15 protein-coding genes are annotated in these 21223 nt (G+C 52.6%); 5 read left to right on the forward strand and 10 right to left on the reverse strand.

What is annotated here, in order from left to right; translation table 11 throughout:
- Window positions 1–31: 31 nt before the first annotated feature.
- The 4 genes from CA13_RS21580 to CA13_RS21595 form a co-directional block, all read right to left on the reverse strand.
- Window positions 32–937, reverse strand: coding sequence for an endonuclease/exonuclease/phosphatase family protein (locus CA13_RS21580; RefSeq protein ID WP_419194663.1), 906 nt, complete (start codon window positions 935–937; stop codon window positions 32–34).
- Between the two features lie 102 nt (window positions 938–1039).
- Complete coding sequence (locus CA13_RS21585; RefSeq protein WP_146400156.1) at window positions 1040–2362, reverse strand: tetratricopeptide repeat protein; 1323 nt, start codon at window positions 2360–2362, stop codon at window positions 1040–1042.
- Window positions 2363–2365: 3 nt separating this feature from the next.
- Window positions 2366–3781 carry a serine/threonine-protein kinase gene (locus CA13_RS21590; protein ID WP_146400158.1) on the reverse strand — a complete coding sequence of 472 codons (1416 nt, stop codon included), beginning with the start codon at window positions 3779–3781 and terminating at the stop codon, window positions 2366–2368.
- Window positions 3778–4374, reverse strand: a complete 597-nt coding sequence (locus CA13_RS21595; RefSeq protein ID WP_146400160.1) for a sigma-70 family RNA polymerase sigma factor — start codon at window positions 4372–4374, stop codon at window positions 3778–3780. Before CA13_RS21595 ends, CA13_RS21590 begins: the two co-directional genes overlap by 4 nt.
- Before the next feature lie 243 nt (window positions 4375–4617).
- On the opposite strand from CA13_RS21595, the gene CA13_RS21600 reads away from it, so the two are divergent.
- Both CA13_RS21600 and CA13_RS21605 read left to right on the forward strand, forming a co-directional pair.
- A complete protein-coding gene (locus tag CA13_RS21600) occupies window positions 4618–5802 on the forward strand; it encodes a DUF2786 domain-containing protein (protein ID WP_146400162.1) in 1185 nt (394 codons plus the stop codon).
- 334 nt (window positions 5803–6136) lie between these two features.
- Complete coding sequence (locus CA13_RS21605) at window positions 6137–7741, forward strand: hypothetical protein (protein ID WP_146400164.1); 1605 nt, start codon at window positions 6137–6139, stop codon at window positions 7739–7741.
- Here the strand turns inward: CA13_RS21605 and thpR are convergent.
- Window positions 7738–8316 carry an RNA 2',3'-cyclic phosphodiesterase gene (thpR, locus tag CA13_RS21610; protein WP_146400166.1) on the reverse strand — a complete coding sequence of 193 codons (579 nt, stop codon included), beginning with the start codon at window positions 8314–8316 and terminating at the stop codon, window positions 7738–7740. The two genes, CA13_RS21605 and thpR, sit on opposite strands and share 4 nt — an antisense overlap.
- 48 nt (window positions 8317–8364) lie before the next feature.
- Between thpR and CA13_RS21615 the strand changes: the two genes are divergently transcribed.
- On the forward strand, window positions 8365–9366 hold the full coding sequence (locus CA13_RS21615) for a YheT family hydrolase (RefSeq protein ID WP_146400168.1): 1002 nt from the start codon (window positions 8365–8367) through the stop codon (window positions 9364–9366).
- A gap of 365 nt (window positions 9367–9731) precedes the next feature.
- Here the strand turns inward: CA13_RS21615 and CA13_RS21620 are convergent, their stop codons facing one another.
- Entirely contained in the window at window positions 9732–10094 is a 363-nt protein-coding gene (locus tag CA13_RS21620) for a 2Fe-2S iron-sulfur cluster-binding protein (RefSeq protein ID WP_146400170.1), read from the reverse strand.
- Window positions 10095–10304: 210 nt separating this feature from the next.
- Between CA13_RS21620 and CA13_RS21625 the strand changes: the two genes are divergently transcribed.
- The gene (locus CA13_RS21625; protein WP_146400172.1) at window positions 10305–13658 is read left to right on the forward strand and encodes a DEAD/DEAH box helicase; all 3354 of its coding nucleotides are present in this window, start codon (window positions 10305–10307) and stop codon (window positions 13656–13658) included.
- A gap of 6 nt (window positions 13659–13664) precedes the next feature.
- Here the strand turns inward: CA13_RS21625 and CA13_RS21630 are convergent, their stop codons facing one another.
- From CA13_RS21630 to CA13_RS21645, 4 genes are all read right to left on the reverse strand, one after another.
- Window positions 13665–13862, reverse strand: coding sequence for a hypothetical protein (locus CA13_RS21630; RefSeq protein WP_146400174.1), 198 nt, complete (start codon window positions 13860–13862; stop codon window positions 13665–13667).
- A gap of 144 nt (window positions 13863–14006) precedes the next feature.
- Window positions 14007–15242 (reverse strand): DUF1559 domain-containing protein, encoded by a 1236-nt coding sequence (locus CA13_RS21635; RefSeq protein ID WP_146400176.1) that lies wholly within the window; start codon window positions 15240–15242, stop codon window positions 14007–14009.
- 314 nt (window positions 15243–15556) lie between these two features.
- Window positions 15557–16195, reverse strand: coding sequence for a response regulator (locus CA13_RS21640; protein WP_146400178.1), 639 nt, complete (start codon window positions 16193–16195; stop codon window positions 15557–15559).
- Between the two features lie 11 nt (window positions 16196–16206).
- A complete protein-coding gene (locus tag CA13_RS21645) occupies window positions 16207–18480 on the reverse strand; it encodes a sensor histidine kinase (RefSeq protein WP_146400180.1) in 2274 nt (757 codons plus the stop codon).
- Between the two features lie 126 nt (window positions 18481–18606).
- On the opposite strand from CA13_RS21645, the gene CA13_RS21650 reads away from it, so the two are divergent.
- Complete coding sequence (locus CA13_RS21650; RefSeq protein WP_473087475.1) at window positions 18607–21090, forward strand: family 78 glycoside hydrolase catalytic domain; 2484 nt, start codon at window positions 18607–18609, stop codon at window positions 21088–21090.
- Window positions 21091–21223: the final 133 nt, after the last annotated feature.

Below are 21223 nucleotides of genomic sequence, written 5' to 3' on the forward strand. Positions count from 1 at the left end.
TGGTTGGATTTTCACCGTCCTAAGCATTGTCTTATGGCATTGTCTTCGCCTTTTGAAGTAAAGTCGCGGTGACAGGGTAGTGATCCGAAGGAGTCCGTCCGTTTATTCCCGTTCGATCGATCGTTGCTTCGAGGACTTTCCAATGGTTACTGGTAGCAATCCAATCGATTCGAGCACCTTCTCGTGTTGATGCTTTGAATCCACTAAACGTCGCTTCGCCTGATTCATCCGCTGGTCGGCCTATCGCGTAAGTATCGTGAAAAAACGACTCGCCCGATGATTGACCAAACAACGCACGATAAGGTTTGCTGTCAACACCCGCGTTAAAGTCACCCGTCAAAACAATATCGCAACCTTTGCCGAGTTGTTCGGCCTTTGTTCGCAGGAGTCGCGCAGATTCGATCCTTGCTTGTTTGCCGATATGATCAAAATGCGTGTTCATAAACAAGATTGGTCGTGCGGATTTTGATTCGCGATCCGTCAATCTCGCCCACGAACACATTCGCGTTAGGCTGGTGTCCCATGATTTGCTGCCAGGAACGTTGGGGGTTTCGCTGAGCCAAAAGTGGCCGTGATCAAGGAGTTCGAAACGTGCGGTTCGAAAAAATAATGCCGTCATTTCGCCCTCGTTATCTCCCCTTTCCCGGCCGACACCAATGCTGGTATATGCCGGCAACTTCTCTGCAAGAAACTTTTTCTGGAACTCAAGGGTTTCCTGTGTTCCGAGCAAATCTGGATCAAACGCAGTAATCCGTTGGGCCACAAGCTCTTTGCGTTTATTCCAGTGATTGTCACCATCATTGGCCGTTCCGAAACGAATGTTGAAACTCATTACTTGCAAATCCTCCGCAGACGCCGAGGTGTTGAAGGCAGGCCAGATCAGCAAGGTGAGAAACATTGAAAGTGAGACAAGTCGATTCATTGCGTGTAGGTTCATTGGTTCAGTCAGGTTGGTGAAAGCAATCGTGTTAGGTGTTGCACTGGTGATTTGGTGCCAACCACAATTATACACGTATTTTGCAAGAGGCGTGAATCTGTGCTACTGGGACGTCGCCCGATTGCTCGGAATTTCTTCGAGAAGGTCTTGCATCATTGTGTCGTCCGGTTTGTGTTGCAGATATCGCTCGGCCCATTGTTTTGCTGCGTCATTCTTGTCCTGCATTAAGAGTGCTCGCACCAAACCGAACCATGAAGCGGTCACGCCGCGTTTGACCGCTGTCGCTTCGCCCATTTCTTTGATCGTTGACTCGGTCGCTTCGGTTAATTTGGCTTCGGCTTCTTGTAAGCGTCCCAGAGCCATCAGGCTTTGACCGATTCCGTTCATCGCTCCACCATGATTTGGTTCGATTTCGAGCGTATTCTGGAATGCTTCGGATGCTTTGTCATAGCTTCCGATATGTAGGTAGCTCCAACCCAAACCATTCCAAATGTTGGCGTCCTTTGGCTCTAACTTGACCGCTTGTTGAAATTTTCGAAGTGCAGCAGCCCAATCTTGCTCACGCCACAGTTTCCAACCTTCGGCGGACAAAATGTCCGCCGAAGCATCGCTTTTTATCTGTTCTATTTCCTCTTCCAGTTCGATACGAGTTTTGGATAAATCTTCGATACGTTTGGCAATGATCAGATCCGCCATTTTTTGACGATACTCGAATTGCTTTTTGATCATCTGCAAATCGGCTTCCGCTTTAGCGATACGAGCTTGCTGTGCTTGTGTCTCTAATTCAAACGCTTCTCGTACCAGCGACTCGATTGATTGAGGATCGGATTCAAGATTTTCCGACGCAAGTTTCAACGTTGCGGGTCCCGATTCTTGTCTTTCCATTCCATCCACGGTGTTTGCATCGATCACAAAACGCCGGGCTGAATATTTGCCTTGAAATGTCGTGATCGGCAAACCGGTCAACTCCTTCAACCGTGCTTGCATCTCTCGGCCTCTTTGCGTGTTCAACGAGTAGGCCCAGAAAAAGTCTTTGTTCGATTTGTCGTGGTCCGGGAAATAGGTAATCATCTCTACCGGAATTGTCTCGTCATGGCCCACGATTGAATGCTCGAAGTAGCCGGGAATGATGATTTGGCGAACATCGGCGGCCGGATCAATATCCATGTTCCACTGAGCGCCGAAATAGCCGCTCATTACGATCACCGTCGGTTTTCCGGTCGGCAAGACTTTGACATAGATGCGATCATCTGTGTTGCTGTCCTCAGGCGAATAGACGCCGACAACATGCATTTCGCAATCCTGGAACTTTGATGGTTCTAGTAGCTCTGCTTTCGCTGGTCGGACGTTTATGGCGAGCGTCGCAGTCAACGATAGCAGCACCATTGTTGAACACTTCAAGAATTGGGGAATCGTAACAAACATGGCTTACTCCTGTGTAAGTACGCTATCAATGGAAAATGGGGTGTCGCCGAGCTCTTGCTTCAACTGCTCAAGCTCGCTTTCGAGCCGCACCAATTCAGAATCGTCGTATTGCCAATTGAGATTGGCATCGATGAGTTCGGCGTTCGATAAGGCCTCCGTATTTGACCGACTGGTTAAATTCGGCCAATCGAACCAGAACAGGCAAATCGCCGCAATCGCTGCGAAAACCGCGGCGAAAGAGAACCATCGCCGAATGCCGTGTGACGTTGGTAAAGAGTCTGATGTCCCGACCGGTTCAATCTTCGGTAGTGTTGTTGAGGTCGGTTGTCGCAAATGAGCAAGGCAGACTTCGAGATGCTCTGCGAGGGCATGTGCCGAAGCGAAGCGAGCCGAAGGTTCTTTTTGAAGCAATTGGTCAATGATGCTTTCCAGCCAAACGGGAATGTCCGCACGCACCTGAGTGATCGGCCGGTGCGGATGATCGGTAATTCGCCGCAGAATTCCGTAGACAGTGTCGGATCGAAATGGCGGGTGCCCGCAAGCCATCGCGTACATGACGCTGCCAAGGCTAAATAGATCCGTGCGCCCGTCGACTGGTTCGCCCTTGGCTTGCTCGGGCGACATGTATTGTGGCGTTCCAGCGATGACGCCACTTCGAGTGCAGCTTGCGTCGTCTGCTGCACGAGCCAATCCAAAATCGGTAATGATCACCCGAGAGACACTCGATGGCATCAGGATGTTTGCTGGTTTGATGTCGCGATGAACCAAACCTTGATCGTGTGCGGCTGATAATCCGCGTGCAATTTGCAGGCTTATGCCTAGTAGATCTTCGACTGGAATGGGGGCGGTCCGATCAATCCGTTGTTGAAGCGATTCACCTTTGACGTACGGCATTACCAGAAATGGCAATTGATTCCACTGAGCAACACCGTAAATCGGGATCACGTTGTCGTGGACCACTGCGGCAGCAGCCTGGGCCTCGCGCGCGAATCGTTTTCTCGCTGCCGAATTACTGCCGTAGTGCGGACTGAGCACTTTGATGGCAACGAACCGATCGAGCGAGACATCGCGACCTTTCATCACGATCCCCATCCCGCCCCGTCCGACGATACCGGTTATTTCGTAGCCAGCAAATCGCCCAAGCATTTGTGGATCATCGGTTGGATCCAACAAGCCCGATAGGTCGTGAATGGTTTGATCGATCGCCGTGGAAGGTCTTTGATCGTTCATATCACTGCTGAGGAATTCTTTCGCGTCATTCCAGAACGTGGCGTCGGCCGTGCGGAGCGTTAGAAGCTGTTCACAATCTCGACAAGTGCTTAGATGTTGTTCGAATTGTGCCATCTCCGATGGGGCAAGGGTCCCATCAAGGAATTGGTCGACCGATGAAGTGTGGCATTGCTCGGAGGATGGTTTCATGTTTCTTCTCCACTGTCGAGCTGTTGGACTTTTTCTTTTAACCGTGCCATCACACGACTTCGCGCCGTGTAGATGCTACCGCGAGACCGATTCATTGTTTGTGCCACTTCTTCAACCGGTCGATTCACGACGACCGACTCCCAAAAAGCTGTCCATGAATCGACGTGAAATTCGGGCTTGATTTCCGCTGCTGCGACTCGGAAAATTTCGCGGCGATAAAGCAAACTGAGTGACTGGGTTTCTTCGCTTTCAGCAGTTTGTGCGTCGAGCAGTGCTTGTGCTCCGCTGCCACCAATTGCTTGATCTGGCGAGGTTCGAGTCATTGCGTTGATGATTACTCGCCGCGCGATTGTTTTTAGCCAAGTACGGAACTTCGCTCGATTGTCGTCCGGTTCAAAACGCTCGATCGCCTGCGAGACTGCCAGCAGAACTTGCTGGGCCAAGTCCTCTGCGTCTGCCCTCTGGATTCCGCGAATTTCCGCCATGCGAAGCACGACGGGACGATAGAGCGATACGAATTCATCCCATGCCTCGTAATCCGCCGGATCACGAATTTTCAATAGCAGGCTGGCGCGAGTTTCCGGATCGAGCATTGAAAAAAGTATACGAAATGAGGAACTTCGGTGCGCTGTTTCAGTATACCTACACACCGTTCGACGACGGTTCTGTCAGCCGTTTGGTAATCATTTCCAATTTTTCTTGTTTTTGCCTTGGTAACACCCTCGGTCTATTCGGCCCGGGCACGCGGCGAAGCGGTCCTAATTGTGCGATTGGCCGTTTCCATCTAAAACTAATCGGAACCGAGTTCTTGTGGATCTCTTTCGAAGCGAAGGCAAATGGAATTTATTTGGAACGATGGTGGCCGCTTCGCCTGCGGTTTCGTTGGGATGACGGGCGACTGTGTCACTCGATCGATCGCGATCGCTACGGGCACCAGTTACCGTGATGTGTACAAGAAACTTGGCGAGGCTTCTCGTAAAACGCCTCGAAACGGTGTCTGCACCACCGTCGCATCCGAATACCTATCGAGTCTCGGTTGGGTTTACACCGCGGGTAAGGATCAAGGTTTTTCGTCCGATTGGCTGCCCAAAGGCATTGTGATTGCTCACTTGTCCATGCCAAATCAACTTCGTCGGGGCCACTTTTCCACAGCCATCGATCACGTCATACATGACACGTGGAACCCGAGCGAGGAAGAAGATTATGTCGTTGAAGGTTACTGGACGTTGCCAGCCCACTTAAGCCAAACGACTTTGCCCTCGCTTGCGCCAAAACGGCGACACAACGCCGAACAGGATTTGACACAAAAGGAGTTCGATAAGGTCCTCGCTCGGCTTCGTGCTCTCGACAACACAGCCAACAATGGCGCCAGTACCGAGGGGGAAAAGCGGAACGCGTTGCGGATGATGCAGGCGATGATGCTTCGGCATAACTTGTCGCGCGAGGACATCACGGATGATGATAATATTGAAACGATGTGCTTCACACGAAGAGCATGCCCGCTTAACGGACGACGTGCCTGTGCTTGGGAAAAATGGTTGGCCATGTATCTTGTCTCCGAGATTTTTCCCATGATTGGTTTTTATTACGCGACCAAGGGGCATCGCACTCTGTTTTGGTTTTATGGTCCAACAGATGACGTGGGAAATTGCATTACCCTGTTTCGTGAATTGCTACTCACCATTGCGACGTCCGCGCGTCTTCAATACGGAGGCTATTCGCGTGGCAGCGGTGCGTCGTATGCGGAAGGCTATGTACAGGGGCTGCCGCGTTGCGGTGTACCGGAGCAATCCAATGACCAAGTCGTCAGCGAGACCGCTTTGATCCATGCACGAACTTTGGCGGTTCGCAAGGCAGCAACCCAATGGCTGGGGATGGAGTGCGGCATTCGTTTAGTCAACGGTTCCGGCTACGGTAGAGACCAGCATGACCGGGCAGCGGCAGAGTTGGGGAAAAAACACGGATCCAAACACGAAGTCTCTGCGTCAAACCCTCGCAAACGAATCGGTCGGCGGAAGTGACGGGATGGATCGGCGAGTGATTCCGCAGTCGAGTCTGTCTGAGAATTCAATTTCCGCAGGCTTCCACTTTGCATTAACGCTCGCTTTTTTTTTGGCGGGGGGTGAGGGATTTTTCTGGGGGATGCTGGGGTTTGGCACATTTTCGGTCAAAAAAGCGAGTTTTCCCATTTGATGTCGCTCGCCTAAGTTGCCTCTTTTTTGTCGGTGTCTGTTGGACCTAGCCCGCCTTGCGGATTCCCTTCTCACTTTGCCGTTGCCACAGCATGATCCGATTCTGTACGGTCGGCGTCTGTTGTTCCCCTTTTTGAACTGTTTTACGGATATATGCGAGGCAATGATGCTCTCTCGCCCATCGAGATGGATTTCCTTTACCATCTCCTTTGCCCTGACTTTCGTGGTTATCGGTGCGTTTGGATGTCGTTCGGCTCGGCAACCAGGAAAATTGTTTCAAGTAACTCAGCACGACAGTGCGGAAATATCGGATGAAGGTGAGACACCTCGCCAGCGTTTGGCTTCCGCGAAACCTCGTGCCGGTTCGGTCTTCGGCAATGGCGAAGTGGTTCGCCAGCAAGAGGACGCTGAGTCGGCGGGAACGCGGCAAGTTTCGCATACCGAAGAGACTGACAAGCCCGGTCGAACGATTCGCTCACCAGGATCGCAGAATTCGCCTCTGGTACGAAACCAAAAACGAACAACGACACGCAAACCAATCGAGAACGCTAACACGAAAACCAATGCTTCAGAAAAGATGTCTGACGATGAGTTGGTCGACGCCTTCGCGGGCACATCATCAGAGGTGAAGGAGCAAGCACTGCGTCAATTGGTAGCCGTGCTTAGTCGTAATGCAGAAACAACCGACCAACCATCGCCTCTTGGGGAAGCGATCACGAAATCGCTCAAGGACCAACACAATCTGCCACCGGCAAAAAACGAACCGGCAAGTGAACCAGTGAACCGGTTGGCGACACCTGCGGCAGAATCGCAAACAAAGGTCGCTTCAACAACTGACAGCAAAAACAAAAACGCAGACGTCTTTGCAGAAGAAACGCCAAAGCCGGTCTCCCGATCGAGTCTCGAAGAGATTGTCGTTGAAACCTTTTCGGATAGGGAGCCGGAAATTGCAGCGGTGAAGACAGTCTCGGCAACGCAATCGCCAGCTGCACCACCGATGGTCAAGAACGCGGCGATGCAGTCGGCTAGTGATCTTGCGTTAAGCATCAATGCGGGCACCGAATCGTTGTCAGACAGAATGCTATATCAAACGCTTTTGAAACGAGTTTCAAAAGCGGTTGAAGGAGAGACCGAAGCGGAACGTGCGCGGCGATTGATTACTGCACGTCACTTAATGGTACTAGCCGGAAATCCTGATGCCGCGGTCGAAGGAATCGAAGGGATGACTGACAAAGAACAAGAGTACCTTCGGCACCAATTGTTAGGTCTGTGGACGATGGTTGACCCCGATGGTCACCCGGTGCAAAGTCGCCGGTTTAGCTCTGCCCTGCCGCAACTGCGTGAAGCGACGAAGTATCTCGCCGCCGCAACCGACTCACTTGACGTGCGGTCACTTGCGTTTTGCACCGAAATCATGGCGTATGGCCAAGTGAAACGATTTGAAAGCAAACGCTTCAAACCATCGCAACAGGTGATCTTGTACTGCGAAGTCGAGAATTTTGTCGCAAAGAAAGTCGACGACGGATTTCAAACCCATTTGCAGGGTAGTTATGACATATTGAATTCAGACAACCAAAAGGTCGCGAGCCAATTATTGCCAGCCGATCAACAAGTCTCCGCGAACTACTTGCGAGACTACTTCATTGCCTACCAAATGCACCTTCCTCAAGACTTAGATCCCGGTGCCTATCGGTTGCAGCTAACCATGGAAGATGTTGAAGGGAAAAAGTACGGCCAAGCAACGATTTCGTTCGAAATTGGGAATTAGTTTTCTTCAAATTCGATCGTATCCATCACTTGGTAACTAGGGCCTTTCTTTTCGAGGAAACTAGCGATCAATTCGATCGTGTCGACTTCCATCGTCCCCAATCGCAACTGCGAGAATTCTTTCATTCGCTCGATCACGTCACTATTGGCTCGTCGAGAACCGCCCTTGGTGCGACCAAGTGTTAGGTGGGGCCGGTAATCACGTGGTTCGGGTTTAAAGCCGATATCGGCCAACTCGGTTTCCAACTTGGCAACGATCTCGCACAGCGAACCGGTCGGGTCGGCCGCATGAACGCAAAGCACTCGCGGCCGATCGAGATTGGGAAGTCCACCTACCCCGGCGAAATCAAGTTCGAACGGTGGATAGTCGGTGGTGATGTTGCGGATGATCTTGCAGACCTTTGGGACTTCGGTGTTATCCACGTCCCCAAGGAACTTCAATGTTAAATGCAGGTTGTCAGATGGCACCCAACGGATACCATCATTTGGGTGGGACAATTTCTCCACGAGTCGAGTCGCATTGTGAGCTACTTGGGGAGAGAGTGGAATGGCGATGAAGGAGCGTATGGTATGCATACGTCTTAATGTACTGAAGTTTCGAAATTGGTCGAGTCGATTTAGAAAATGATTTCATTTCAACCACCGCCGTTCGCTCCTCACCGTTTGTATCGAGGTGGCCACCTGCAAACGTTGGCGGCTGTTGCATCGAAAAAAAAGAACGAATTTTCGGGGATTCCGCATGTGGTGAGCTTGTCGGATGGCGACGCGGTCGTGCTTCACGAAAATTGCCCCCAGGCTTGGTCCGAGGGTGATCCCATGTTGCTGCTTGTGCACGGGCTATGTGGATGTCATGCGGCACCCTATATGATTCGTTTAGCATCGCAGTTCGTGGCCAAAGGTTTTAGGGTGTTCCGAATTGACATGCGAGGTTGCGGAGCCGCGTTTGATTTGGCCGAGCAATTGACACATGCCGGTCGTGGCGGCGATTTGGTTGCAGCGTTGGATTATATTGCTTCATTAACACCTCGCAGTCGACTCGGCGTGATCGCGGTTTCGCTCGGTGGAAATCAACTGCTCGGCTCGCTTGGCCGGATTGGTGCAGGGACCGATTCGCGTCCGGATTGGTTTGAGCGGCTTCAGCGTGTGGCGGTTGTTTCGCCGCCGATCGACCTACTGCGTTGTAGTGAGAACATGCAACGGATTCGAATGTGGCCTTACAACTACTACTTCATTCGCCAATTGCTTTCACGGGTTCCACCGCGAGTAAAACAGAGGGCCGATTTTCAAGAGCAGATTTTGAAGCGTCGACCGCGAACATTGTATGATCTCGACGATCAATTGACCGCTCCGCTGAGTGGTTTTGACACGGCCAGAGACTACTACCGCGAAGCGTCGGCGTCGAACCACGTTGCGACCAATCCTGTTGCAACGTTAGTGCTTGTCGCTGCGGATGATCCGGTGGTCCCAGTCGATTGTTTTGACAAATCGATTCGGTCGTGGCCATCGACAACGAAAGTTTATGTATCGAAACATGGCGGGCACGTTGGATTCATTGACCGCAATCGAAATTGCTGGATGGACCGCGCATTAGGCCATTGGTTTGAGGGGACGGCAGTAGGACGCTAGAGCATTTTCGTGTTTGACGTGGGATCGCCGTCGCCCAGGGCAGCCCCGGCTGAACTCAACTTTGGAGTCGACATCAAACTTAGAATCCTAGACGAGGCGACGAGTCTGGTGGTGCCAACATTTTTGGGACTTGTAGACTTGTCCACTGCCGCAAAACTCGAAACTAATTCGGAACAAAGCACGAAGTCAGGGGACGCAGCGGAGCGACGTCCCCCGTGAAAATGGAATCCCGTGAAAATGGAATCCCGTGAAAATGGAATCCCGTGAAAATGGAATTTCCATACGAAATCCTACGGGAATCGCAGCGTTTTCGGTTTTCTGCTTGCCATTGGTGCTCGCTGCCGCGTTGCTCTGGGCGGATTTTGCTATTTCTTCGTCCACGATGGCGGCGGTTCGATGTCCTCGGCACAGGGCGTTCCTTGGTCCTTGCGACCGCTCCCTTCGAGACGGCTGACGAGCTCGACCGTCATGTCGTCATCACAAACGATTTGGCAACTGAGTCGCACCCCAGGTTGTTCGACTCCCTTCGCTTTGAGCGTTTCCTTTTCCGCTTCGGTCATGCTTTCCGGTTCGCCGTCGACGAATTTCACTCGGCAGGTCGTGCACCGTGACTTTCCACCGCATGCATGCAATTGATCCGTCCCCGCGTCCTCGACAAGGGCATTGATCAAGCGTTTTTCTGGTGCAATCTCGAATTCGCCCACACCTTGAATGGTCAACTTTGGCATCAATTACTCCCGAAAGTTCGTTTATGGAAAAATGAAAAGACTTCGACTGGTGTTTCATACTGTAGCGGCAAAAAGAAATCGGCAAAGACACCATAGCTTCTAGTGGCAAGCAGGTTAGAATGTCGCGTTGGCGCAAAACGGGTCGCTTGGGAGGCCAAACGGCTATCATGCGATCAACACGATACTTTCGGAAGAGTGGAAAGACACATTATGGATTTGATGTCCGACGACGCCATCGCCGCATTCGGATTGCTCGTCGCCGAAGCGGTCGAACGATTGGTGGACGAGCATGATGAAGCCTTCGACAAGCGAGCAGCCATGTTGACCGTCGATTCCCCGACGCTCAATCGTGAAGGGGATCGGCTTCAATTTCAGTTCAAATTGAAGGGCAATCGGCAATCCACGGTTTCCGCCGGCATCGATATCGCTGCGGAAAGGGACGTCGACGACGAAGATCTCGACTATTCCCCTAACACCGTTTCGCTCAAAGCGGTCCCATCGTGCGTTTGTCCTCAATTCAAAACGCACTATCAGTGTTCTCATACATTGTCGATCGCGTGGTGGCTTCAAGAGCAACTCGGCCGGCGCAGCATCAGTGACGTGCTCGATTTTTTCGGCGATCTTGAAGTCGATAGCGTCGGTGCGGGGCGAGAATTGGTGGACAATATCTTGCGACTCGCTGACGAGTCGCGTGCGCCGGCGATGTCGGAAGCCGATGTAACGCGGCTGCAATGGCGGATTGGTTTTTCGCGGTCACGGTATTACGCGCCGATATCGATTACGCCTTACGAACAAAAACCTCGGAAGAACAAAAAAGGATGGACCAAAGGCAAGGAAGTTCGTGGTTTCGAATTGTTGAAACGCGACTTTTCTAGTTGCCCCATTAACGGAAAAATCGCGGCATTAGTAGCCTCGCGGACGTATAATTTTGACGAAGACCACTATTCGGAATTTCAAGCGCTGCAACAACTCGTTGGTCATCCTAATGTTGCCTGGGCGGATGGTGAACCGATCGACGTGAATGTGTTTTCGGCCGAGCTAAGCTTGTCGCTCGATCCGGTGGAAAAGCAACTCGATGACGAGAACGCGTCCGAGCCGGGTGAGCATACTGCATCGGTAACGCATTTTCGTCCGGTTGTTCATGTTTCCGGGTTTGATATTGATGTTCGAAAATGTGAAGTCATTCTCGGCCACAGTAGTCCCGTCGAACCGCTTGTGATTTTGGCGGACAAGAAACGGCACTTGCTGATTATTTGCTCGTTACGAGATTCACGTGCGACACGGATTATTCAATTCTTGATTCGCAGTGATATGGACGAAGTGGTTCTTGATGCCGAATCGGCGGGCCGTTTGGCGGTTGGCTGTGCAGCGGTTGATTCGCTCGTTCGCGTTGATTTGCCTGCACAGCTTGCGGGGCCTATCGAACCGGTCGACTCGGAACTTGTTTTCGAGCTTCGCCCTCGGCCGGGAGCCGGGATGTATATCGCGCTTGTGGTTCACGAAGATCGTTTCCGCGAGGTTCACTCGCCCGGTTCGTCGCCAGCCATCGTGCCCTGTTTGACGGACAAAGGTCCCGTGCGGCTCGAGCGTGATCTTGGCAAAGAAAAGGAAGCCGCCGATGAAGTGGGGGAAACATTCGGGCTTGCTGAACTCAGTAGCGACGGTGCCTATCGATGGGTCGCCGAGTCCGACGAAGCCGCATTGGATTTGTTGTCGAGACTCTACGACGGCGGTGAAGAAACACCTCGCATGATTTGGCCTGAGGGCCAATCGATCCGTGTGCGGGGTGAGTTGACACCGTCGGCGCTCCGGGTGCAAATCGATGACAAACGAGATTGGTTTGGGCTCAGCGGATCGATCACCATCGATGGCCAAGAGATGGCACTCGCCGATTTGCTTGCCGCGGTTCGTGAAAACCGTTCGCTCGTCCGCGTAGGCGACCGTGAATTTGCCAAAATCAGCGAAGCCTTCCGGAAACGACTGCAACAACTCGGCGACACGATTGTCAATGATCGTGAGACGATGAAAGTTGCGGATGCAGCGATCCCGGCACTGCAAGAGTTGCTTAGCGACGATGTGCCAATCGAAGCGACCGCTCGATGGCACGATTCGATCAAGCGACTTGAATCCTTGGCTGGTTGGTCCCCGAAGAAACCAGACGGACTCGACGCAACCCTCCGCGATTATCAACTTGAAGGCTATCGCTGGCTTGCGAGGCTCAGCAAATGGGGCGTCGGTGCCGTGCTTGCCGATGACATGGGGCTCGGGAAAACGGTCCAAGCGCTCGGTGCGCTGCTGGACCGAGCAGCCGATGGGCCAGCACTTGTGATTGCGCCGACCAGCGTCGGAGACAATTGGGTGCGGGAAACGGAGCGGTTTTCACCATCGCTAACCTCGCATTTGTATCGCGACTCGGATCGACAAAAATTGATCGATTCGGTCGGCCCCGGCGATTTGGTGATTGTCAGTTACCAATTGGTTCAACGTGATGCAAAGAAGTTTGCGTCACGCCGTTGGAACACGCTTGTGTTGGACGAAGCTCAATTTATTAAGAACGCACAGACGAAGACGTCCCGAGCGATCCGGTTGATCGATGCCGATTGGCGAATCGGCCTATCGGGCACGCCGCTTGAAAATCATCTCGGTGAGTTGTGGAGTCTGTTTCGCACGCTCAGTCCCGGCCTACTGGGCTCGTGGGATCGTTTTCGCAATCGCTTTGCCGATCCAATCGAACGACACAAGGACAATGATCAACGTGAATCGTTGGCCCGATTGGTTCGTCCATTCATTTTGCGACGAACCAAAGACAAGGTACTCAAGGAGCTACCTGCGCGAACCGAAATTACGTTGCACGCCGAGCTCAGTCCTGCGGAACGCAAACGCTACGAAGACGTTCGCGTTGCCGCGATCGCGGAACTCAGCGGCGAAGCAACAGAAGATTCGCAAGCGGGCCAACAACGAATTCGCACCTTGGCTTGGCTCACCCGTCTTCGTCAATTGGCATGTCATCCGCGTTTGGTGGATGCGAGTTGGAATAAGGGTTCTGCAAAATTGGAACTGTTCATGGAGCTTGTTGAAGAGTTGCGTGAAGGGGACCACCGTGCGCTGGTATTCAGCCAATTTGTGAAACATCTTAGTGTGGTCCGAGAAGCACTCGATAAAGAAGGGATCGAGTATCAATACCTTGACGGTTCCACGCCTGCGGCCGAACGTCAACGACGCGTGGATGCTTTTCAAAATGGTGAGGGTGAATTATTCCTGATTTCGCTTAAAGCAGGCGGCACAGGTCTAAACTTGACCGCTGCGGACTATGTGATTCATCTCGATCCTTGGTGGAATCCCGCCGTGGAGGATCAAGCGACAGACCGAGCACATCGGATCGGCCAACAAAAACCAGTGACCGTTTACCGATTGGTGGCCGAAGGAACGATCGAAGAGCAAATCCTGCAACTTCACGCCGACAAACGGGAATTGGTTGCTGGCGTGCTCGATGGCACCGATCGTGCTGCGAAAATGAACACCGATGACTTGATCAAGTTGATCCGCGAAGGGGTTCAAACTTAAACCGCGTTACCGTTTCTTCTTTTCATTAAACGCGCCCGACTCTTCATCGCCTGACAGGTCACCTTCGGCCTGATCTAGCCATTTTTGGTAGTTGTCGAGGTCTTCTTGTGACGCATCAGCCGCCACATTGGATGGAGTCGACGATGAACATCCGGCGACTGCAAAAGGAAGGCAAGCAAGTAGTGCAATGGCAAGCCGTTTCACGGGTGAATTCCTGTTTAGGGAGGAGATAGAATTTGGGGGCTAACATCGCAGTGAGGACCAAACAAATTTCACTACGATCAAAAAAGGCGACCCGGAAAACGTGCCGGATCGCCTATGATTTTGTTCGGCTACGGTAACCAAACTTTAAAACTCTTCGTCAATGATTTCCTTCGCGGCACGCGTTCCCAAGCTACCCCAGAGTCCGTAAGGGCTTGGAGCACCCGCGGGCGGGTTGGCCGTGTGGTAGGCAACCTGGGGTGCAGTCTTGTTCCCTGCTTCGATCGAATCGGTGACGAACTTCACAGCCCCGTCGCCCATCAAAACATGGACGCCGCCCTGGTGACGACTCGATGGCGGAAGGACCGAATCGTTATGAGCACGACCGCCCGAGCACATCGCGGCGTTTGGCGCCAAAATGGTGTGAACTTGAGTATAAGGCGGCATGCAATCGTGCCATCGAACGCCTCGTGCCTCGGTAGGGTTCGCGGAGTTTGCTGCGGCTGCGACCCAGAACTGAGGTCGCAACGGATCCAAGAATTGTTCGCCGTAAGAGGGATCCTTTCGACAAAAGTTACGACCGCTTCCAGCGAGATCTGAATAAGCTCCATCACGAGGAAGCGCGGTACGAGAGTCGCCATCGCCAAGATCAGTCGTGATCTCACCACACATAATTGTATTGGACAGACCATCCAGACAATCTCGGAATGCCATTTTTCGCGACATGACGAATACGCCTCTGTGGCACTTGTTTGACCGTTCCGCTTGAACCCGCTCGGCCGAGTAAGGAACAGTCGCTCCTGATGAAATTTCATCTACATCCAAGTACGGATCACGACACATAACCGAGGAGTCGCCCATACAAGCGCCATAGTTGGTCCGTCCCATCGCTGGCAGACCACGACCGGGATCGCTTGGGCATCGGTACGTCGGGATATCGAGCCCCCAAGGCCCATAATCAATACGGGAAACGCCTGGACCCATTGCTTGCCACGGAGGGCTTTTGGGGCTTCCATCGGCTCGGACTGCAAGGGGATTACTGATTAACTCCCACAGACCTTGGTTTTCGATAAAGGGGGTCAGTCCGACCAGGAAGGACAATCGGCGATTGACCGAAACCTGGTGTCCTTGACTGTCCCACATGTCTCGCCCGTTGATATCATCCGTTCCCGCTCCGTGGGTAGGTAGTTGGTTGTACGCCGAATGATAGTTATGAACCGCCAGGCCAATTTGCTTGAAATTGTTACTACATGACATTCTTCGAGCCGCCTCGCGAGCGGCTTGGACCGCCGGCAGCAGTAGCCCGACCAAGACGCCGATAATGGCGATCACAACGAGAAGCTCGACAAGCGTGAAAGCTCGTCTACGATACGAAGTATTCATTTGTGCACTCTTGAAGAAAGGGGAAAAGAGTAGGGAGTGTTTGGCGAAAGTTGAGAACAAAGCGGAGAACCTAGCTTTCATCTCTACCTTATGAGTGTAGGGAAGGGCCGGTGCATTCCCCTATTGGCCATCTGGCCAGTAAGACGGCAATTTTTTTGAAAGAGCTGAAGAGGGTCAGGGGGAAACGGAAAATGAGTGTCCGGTACCATTTGTGCAAAGCACTCGAAGGGCTCGTTCCTGGCAAATGTACCGGATACTTTTTTCCGACGCGGACACTTTTTCTCAACGCAGAGTTGCCTTTCAGTACCGACGAATCACGGCCGCAACAGACCACGCTCAAAACCCCGAGCGACCGCTTCGGCTCGGTCTTGTGCCTCGAGCTTCACCATGATCGCTGCGACGTGCGCTTTGGCGGTACGCGCTGTAATTTCCAATAGAAATCCGATATCGCGATTGCTCATCCCTTTGCGGAGCAGTTGCAGCACTTCCAATTCACGCGGCGTCAACTGAAGCGCATGAGCGTAGGCTTCTAAGCGTGCGGAAACCTCGTCGCCAATCGACTTCTCTCCTTTCGCAACTAACAAGATTGCCTTGACTAACTCAGAGGGTTTTGCGGTCTTTGCGATAAAGCCTCCGGCCCCCGCTTGGATGGCGTCATGAAAATCATGGTCTAGGTCGGACGAACTGAGCATCAAGACCTTCGCGTCAGGATAGGTCTGTTTCAACTGCCGAAGGCACTCGATTCCGTTCATGCCGGGCATCACAACATCCAATAATGTGATGTCGGGCAAGTGCTCTTGATACAACCGCAGTGCGGATTCCCCATCATCGGCGCCCGCAACGACTTCGAATTCGGGACGCGCGTTAAGCATATTCGCCAACCCTGATCGCATGACCGCATGGTCATCCACGAGCAGCAAACGAAGCGGGGCCGTCGAAGTGGATTCAGCCATCAGGATGCATCCTAAGCAATTTTTGGATCAAATTCTCTCAAAGGAATTTCTGCGTGAACGGCGGTCCCCTCGCCTAGTTGACTCTCAATAGCAAAAGTTCCGCCGAGTCGATCGATGCGTTGCTCCATCCCTTCGATCCCGAAGTGACCATCGAGAGAGGTGGGACGATGGTTTGCGTCGAACCCTTTCCCGTGATCTCGAACGGTTAGTCTAACACGTTCACCATCGGGCGTGACATCCAAGTCAATCTCAATCGTATCGGACCCAGAGTATTTGATCGCATTGTGAATCGCCTCTTGTATCAGCAGCAGCAGGTTTCCGGCAATGAAGTCAGCGAGGTCGGGAAAGTCATCCACGCAGGTAACTGTGATTTTCTTAGCGTACTCCGTACCGATTTTTCGCGTCACTTGGTTCACTGAATCGGCAAAGGTTCCCGCATCTAGAGGGAGGCAATGGAGTGCCCATACGGTATTGCGTAGATCGTCTTGACCCCGTTGGACCATTCGACGAGCCGTTTCCAAATGTGAACCCGATCGGCTATGGACATTGGATGGATCCGCGGTCGAAGCTTCAGTGATTCCGCAGGCCTCCAATTGGTAGGCGATTCCAGCCATGGTCTGTAGCAGTGTGTCATGCAGGTTCGCCGCCAAGCGAGTTCGCTCGCTGATGGCCCCTTGAAATTCGATCGCCGCGTCGCGACGGTTTCTCATTTCCAGAGCGAGTCGATCGGTTTGCTTGGCCAAAGTTCGCCTCATCGTAAATGCCCAAACAAAGGCGAACAACGCTATTGCTGTGACGATCAATATCGCGGCAAACAATCGCTGTACGGTCCACCACGAAGGGTGACTTAAGATGTCAATGTCATAATCTCCCCTCATCAATAGATTCACTCGTGTCGGCATTGCCAGGTTTGCCGTTTCATCAGGCGGTGCATAGGCAATGTCAGCAACACCACTGACTCTCAACTCCACACCCGGCACCAACTTCCCCGTTCCTCCCGAAAGAAACGCCGATGTTATCGAGTCGCCGCAATCGAGTTCAAGCCGATGGGGATAGGGATACTCCCCCGGTTGAAAACTAAGGAGTCGTCCGCTGAGTTGAATCAATAAACCGTCGCAACTTCGTGTCGACGCATTCTCGTCGTCTCGCATGGTTTTGTGATCCGCAATGACTTGAGTCATGGTCATCGGAATCGGCTTTGGATCTTCGCGAACTCCCAATCGACGCAACGCTGCGCCGCGAATCCCGGCCAAGTAGCGAGTGGTGTCAGTAAACCCCGAAACCTCCACTCGATCACCGATATCAACTATCTCATTTTCGTTCAGCTGGACGTGAATTCCTGTGCTGTGGTCTTGGATATAGAGTGATTTATCCCCATCATAGAAAGTGACAACGCCTTCGATGCGACGTCGATGCAACGGACGCCCCTGGGGCGAGTAGTCATCAAAACTCTCGATCGGTACTTTCGTGACCGAAAAGGGATCGGACGGTGCAGCGCTTCGAACCCGAATGTCCTGTTCGTGATCGATCACTAAACGCGGGCAGACAAATTCAGCTCGCCAGTTTCTTGAAGCTCCCGCCAGTCCCGTGACTTCAATTTCCGCGTCCAACAATTGCTTCGGTGTAAAGCGATCTTTCTTGGGAAGTCTCACTAGGAAATGGCCTACCCCCGTCTCGACACGACACAACCAGTTGAGCTCGTTTTCGTCCGCAATGTTCTGAACCACGCCTGCAACAGTCACGCGTCGGATATCGTCCGCACCGGATAAGAATTCTCGCATTCTCGCTTTGGGAGCCTCGGGCAATTCGCTTTTGCCAAGGACTGTGACTCTCGTCGGAGTGATGTTAGGCGCAAACCCCCCCTTTTCAAGAAAGCCTTCCAATTCGATATCGACCCCATACTCCAACTGAGCGAGTACATCTTTGTCGACATCAAAGATGCCCAACCGAATCGCATGGGAAGATCGGACCCAAATGCCGGCCATGTTTTCTTCAACACAAAACGATCTTGCCGCCTGCCGCTTACGATTCCCCGCCGCAATCCCATTGCCAACCGAAGATATCGTCCCGCGAACTCGGACCGGTCTCGGTTCGATTAGCTCCGTTCGAGGTGTCGCCATCAAGTCTCCGACGTGACTCAGCGGAAGCTCGTCGTCCGCGGTAACATGGCCACTCAAAAGACCTCCGCCCGCAATGACTCCCCCCGCAATCGTCATCAAGCACAGTTGGACGCTCAACAAGTGCAAAGCAGCAGCGGTTGGCGTGATTACGGCGATACGTTTCATTGACAACTGTCTCCTATCCGAACCCGGACTTTATTGGCTGTTTGGCCAATGGCACTCCGCAAACTCTACATTATGTTAGCATCCATACCATCGACAAACTTCAATTCCTCACACGAGTCCCCTTTTATGGTCTTACGATCACTTCCATGCATAATGGTCGCCTGCTTCTTCGTCGGCCCTGTTACCACTCAAGACGCGTTAGGCTTCGATCCATCGGTCGCAGGTCTGTTAAAACCTATGGTCGATCCCGATGGAAACGACGGCTTCAAGGCGATGCTCAGTCGTGGTTACATGCCGCTATTCAACGGCAAAGACCTCTCGGGATGGCGAAACCCCTATCCGCATGGCAACGCGAAAGTGGTTGATGGCGAGATTCATCTGACCGCCGACAACAAATTTTTCTTGGTCACCGAAAAGAAGTACGGTGACTTTCGAGTCAGTGTCGAGATTCATCTCCCCGATGGGGAAGCAAACTCGGGTGTGATGTTTCGATGCCATGTCGATCCGAATCGCGATAAGAAGGTGTTCGGATACCAAGCCGAATGCGATGGGTCCGAACGTCGTTGGTCAGGCGGCTTGTTTGATGAAGCCCGTCGCCGTTGGATTTGGCCGAGCACAAAGGGGCGATCCGAAGACCGTTTCTTGAGTCATGAAAAGGAATCGAAAGCGGCGTTCGCAGAGCCTGCGATCCGTGATGCACTCAATCGCAACGGTTGGAACCGCTTTGAAATCACTTGTATCGGCGATCAAATTAGGATTGAGGTCAATGGAGTTCAAACCGTTAACCTTCGTGATGAAACCGACAAAGTGGGTTTCATTGGCATCCAACACCACGGCGAAGAGGGTCAAACCTACCGATTTCGCAATCTGTTCATCAAAGAGCTGCCGCTTGTTCCCGCGGAACAGGCCGTCGAACTAGTTGATCAACCGCCGGTCAGCGTGACCAAGATCAGTGATTCAGTGACGCTCGTTGATTTTGGTAAAGTCGCTTTCGGCAACGTCGCAATGCGAATTCCTGATTCGGGTGCCGACAACGCGATCGTTCGCTTTGGCGAAAAGCTCAAAGAGGGCCGCATCGATCGTAAGCCTCCGGGAACAGTCCGTTGCGGTCAGTCCGAGGTCCGTAGCGGCACGGGAGAACGCAGTTCATGGGTCGTGCCTACTCCGATCAACCGTCGCAATACCGAGCAAACCGGCTCGCATCCGCCCGCGGTTTTGACTCCCGAAGCATGGATGCCCGTAATGCCATTTCGATGGGTGGAAATCGAAGGATGGCCGGTAGAATTCAAACCAGAATCGATCACCCGCCGAGCTGCATTCGCCAAGGGGTGGAACGAAGATGCAAGTTCGTTTGAGGGTTCGGACGAGGTGCTCAACCAAGTTTGGGATCTTTGCAAATATAGCATCAAAGCGACCACGTTCGCCGGAGTATACGTTGATGGAGACCGCGAACGAATTCCTTACGAAGCCGACGCCTATTTGAATCAACTCAGCCATTACATGACCGACGATGATGTCCGAATGGCTGCCCATACATTCGATTGGCTGATGGAAAACGGAACGTGGCCAACGGAATGGGCGCCGCACATGGTGTTCATGGCTCATGCCGAATGGATGGACAAAGGGGACACCGACTGGTTGGCCGCGCGTTACGAATCGCTCAAAACGAAAACGCTGCTCGATCGCAGCGGGAAAAACGGTTTGGTTCTTAGCGATGCGATGGACCGAAACAAACATGACATCGTCGATTGGCCCAAAGGCGAGCGTGATGGATACGTCTTTACTGAAATCAACACCGTCGTCAATGCATTTCACATCGAAGCAATCAAGCGGATGGCGGTCATGGCACGAGCGGTCGGTAAGGAAGAGGACGCAAAGGCATTCGACGCACGTGTCGAACTCGCCACAGCCGCGTTTCAAGAAACCTTATTTGACGAAGAATCGGGTCTCTATCGCGATGGCGTGAAGACAGACCACCATTCCATTCACGCGAACTTTATTCCGTTGGCGTTTGGGCTCGTACCGGAGGATGAAATCGCGGGCGTTGCGTCGTGGCTTTGTGAGCAAGGAATGCAGTGTTCCGTATACGCGGCCCAGTATTTACTTGACGGACTATTCGCGAATGGATGCGAGGGCAAAGCGATTGAGCTTATCAAGAATGACGGCGATCGAAGTTGGAAACACATGGTTCAAAGCGGAACGACGATCACGTGGGAAGCTTGGGACTTGAAGTACAAACCGAACCAAGATTGGAACCATGCTTGGGGAGCCGCACCGGCGAATCTGTTGCCACGTCACGTGCTCGGGGCACAACCAGCCGTAGCGGGCTGGAAAACTGCGATGGTTCGTCCTTGCGTCGGCGGGCTGAAACATGCGAAAGGTAAAATCCCAACACCGGTTGGGGCGATCGAGATCGACTGGAGAAACGAGTCCTCGTTTGAACTTCGTCTAAGTCTTCCCGAACAAATGGATGCGGTCGTGAGCCTTCCTGCAACCGAAGGTTCCACTGGCGTTCTTCTCGATGGGAAATCAGTCGATGCAGCTCGAAAAGGCGGTCGTTGGATTCTCGCCGACAAGGTTTCGGGAAAAGTAACGCTTGAGGTCAAGTAACGCGGGACGGCCAGTCGGCGACCGCAGTTTGATCTTCGATGGTTTTTGCTAACAGCGGTAGCCCAATCGGTTGTCGTTGCACTAACTTCGCAGTACTCACTTTGCTGCGAAGCCCCGGTTGAAAAGCCTTGCG

This window comes from Novipirellula herctigrandis, from assembly GCA_007859835.1.
Classification (GTDB): Bacteria; Planctomycetota; Planctomycetia; order Pirellulales; family Pirellulaceae; genus Novipirellula_A; species Novipirellula_A herctigrandis.